General features: G+C 52.2%; 1 protein-coding gene. It reads left to right on the forward strand.

Annotated elements, in window-relative coordinates; translation table 11 throughout:
* Window positions 1–214: hypothetical protein (locus QP415_RS13170; RefSeq protein ID WP_285100372.1), on the forward strand; the 214-nt coding region annotated here is incomplete at its 5' end.
* Window positions 215–230: the final 16 nt, after the last annotated feature.

A 230-nucleotide genomic window follows, 5' to 3' on the forward strand; every position in this document is an offset into this window, starting at 1 on the left:
TATCCCGTATACGGAATGTGTGTCTACCGCAGAACAGGTTAAGCCCTCAGATATCACCGTGCAATGGCTTGGTCTCATCGGCGAAGAAGTGGACCCTGCTTCTCCCGAGGTTGCGGCGGTTCACTTTCGCATCGCAGCTGGAGGGAAGATCATCCTCGAGCGCACCGAGTCCTACCTTGAGGAAGTGTTTCATTTACTTGGAAAGATCACCTAACGGGATGATCTAGTTG

Origin of the sequence: Pauljensenia sp. UMB3104 (genome assembly GCF_030217285.1) — a bacterium.
Taxonomy (GTDB): domain Bacteria; phylum Actinomycetota; class Actinomycetes; order Actinomycetales; family Actinomycetaceae; genus Pauljensenia.